Here is a 1,822-nt window from a genome sequence, read left to right as displayed (position 1 = left end):
CTGAAAAAAATTTCAGTTAGCTGGCCGTTCGTCGTGCGTACCGTGAAGGTGCGCTATTTTTTATATTTCGGGCTTACTCTATTTCTTTCCAATTCGAAATAAATGAAGTCTTTTCTAAACTTTTTATAATTTTATAAACTTCAACTTGTGAACTATATTGTTGTTTAAGATCCTCAATTTTAGATTTTTTTGATGAAATAATAATATAATCTCTAATTAAATTCGGAGTCCCTATAAAACGAGATATTGATTCATTTATTTTTTCTGAATTATAATCATCTAAATTCTTCACAAAAAGTTTAATGTCTTCCAAATCTCTTAAGTATTTTTCAAGTTGCGTATTATCTATTATATTTAACTCTTCTAAATCCCACGGTTCAATAACACCTAAATGAGGTAGTAACCTAAAATATTCTTTTTTCCCCGTTTCTATCTCAATACTATAATTCATTTTTTGAATTTCGGCATTTAATGCAGTTATTTTATTACTCAAATTAGATCTCTTAGTATTAACATTTAATCTTAAATTTTGATAATACTTCTCTTCATTTTGTTCCTCTTCCGTATTAAATAAATAACCTAACTGATTTAGCCTTTCATTCTCATTCATACTTAATAACAATTTATTATCTTCTTGTTCGACATAGTGAATTAAATTAAATACATTATTTAAATCAATTTCGAATTTCTGATATATTTTATTATAATCTTGTATTAAAGTATCTTCAGTTAAAACATCTTCAAAATTAGAAAGAAGATGAGTTTCGAATATATCAAAGTTGTCTGGTAAATTTTTTTCATTACTATAATTAGCTTCTATTCTTTTTGCTAATGTAAATTGACTTTCTCCCAACTCATTTACAAATTCTACTTTTAGTAAACTTTCTTCGGAATTATTATTTTTTAATAATACTTCCTTGTATTTATTCCTTGAATCTGCTTTTTTTATTCTTTTTAATTGGCCAGTTAGTATTAATTCAATTACATCAAATATAGAAGTTTTCCCAAAACCATTTGGCCCATCTAGTATAATTAAATTTTTACTATTAATTTCTATTGGTTGAGTTAAACTGTTAAAAAGTTTAAAGTTTTTAATATATATTCGATTAATAAATAGACTCATTTCTACTTTACTCCCTTCAATCATATAAATTAATTAACTCACTCAATAAATCATCATTTATTTCAAATTCTTCTGATAAATCATCATTTATCTTTTTGTACTTTGGTTTAATTTCATCTATTTTAGTTTTTAAATTAGTTAGTTCCTTCTTTTCAAGAGCTTGGTCTATCATAATCTTTAAAGATTCAATTTTTTTATCTTCAACATTTAATCCTAAGACTGATATTTTAATAAAAATTGTTGTAATAAAATTATAAAGGCTATCAACATCGGGATTTTTTTTGAACTCTTCAAATAAATCAACATTATTTATTACTTCATCAAGTACTGTTATCAGTCCTTTTTTTCTTATATCATCTGAATACTGCCCTACCAATTCCTCAAGTTCAATATCTGAGTATTTTAATATATACTTTCTGAAATAATATGGATTTTCTTCAAGGTTAAATACCAATTTATCCGAAACTTTTTTTGATCTTAATAAAATTAACAAATTCGTATTTTTTTCGATATTTGGATCTTCACCAAAAAACTCTTTTAATAAATAAAAGTAATTCCCTTGTTGCTCTAATATTTGGCTTAACATCTGTTCCTCATCTAAAAATAGGACAAGATAATAATTCCTAGATTATTCATACCCAATTACAAAATCCCCCAGAAAAGTCGTGACAACGGCTTTTCAGGGGGATTCTCTTTTTC

The 1,822-nt window shown here is 25.2% G+C and carries 1 protein-coding gene and 1 pseudogene; both read right to left on the bottom strand.

Going from position 1 to position 1,822, the window contains the following annotated elements; translation table 11 throughout:
- Positions 1–73: 73 nt before the first annotated feature.
- Positions 74–1,123, bottom strand: a complete 1,050-nt coding sequence (locus ACTHOQ_RS18810; protein ID WP_440497720.1) for an AAA family ATPase — start codon at positions 1,121–1,123, stop codon at positions 74–76.
- Between the two features lie 16 nt (positions 1,124–1,139).
- Positions 1,140–1,733, bottom strand: a pseudogene (locus ACTHOQ_RS18805) (ABC-three component system middle component 1); the annotation flags it as partial.
- Between the last annotated feature and the right edge of the window lie 89 nt (positions 1,734–1,822).

The sequence above is a fragment of the Solibacillus silvestris genome, from assembly GCF_051967575.1.
GTDB lineage: Bacteria > Bacillota > Bacilli > Bacillales_A > Planococcaceae > Solibacillus > Solibacillus silvestris_B.
This window is presented reverse-complemented; position numbering and strand designations above follow the sequence as displayed.

Excerpts from the sequence above, each read along its gene's own strand:
- ACTHOQ_RS18810 (WP_440497720.1), bottom strand. The coding sequence starts at position 1,123 with ATGAGTCTATTTATTAATCGAATATATATTAAAAACTTTAAACTTTTT.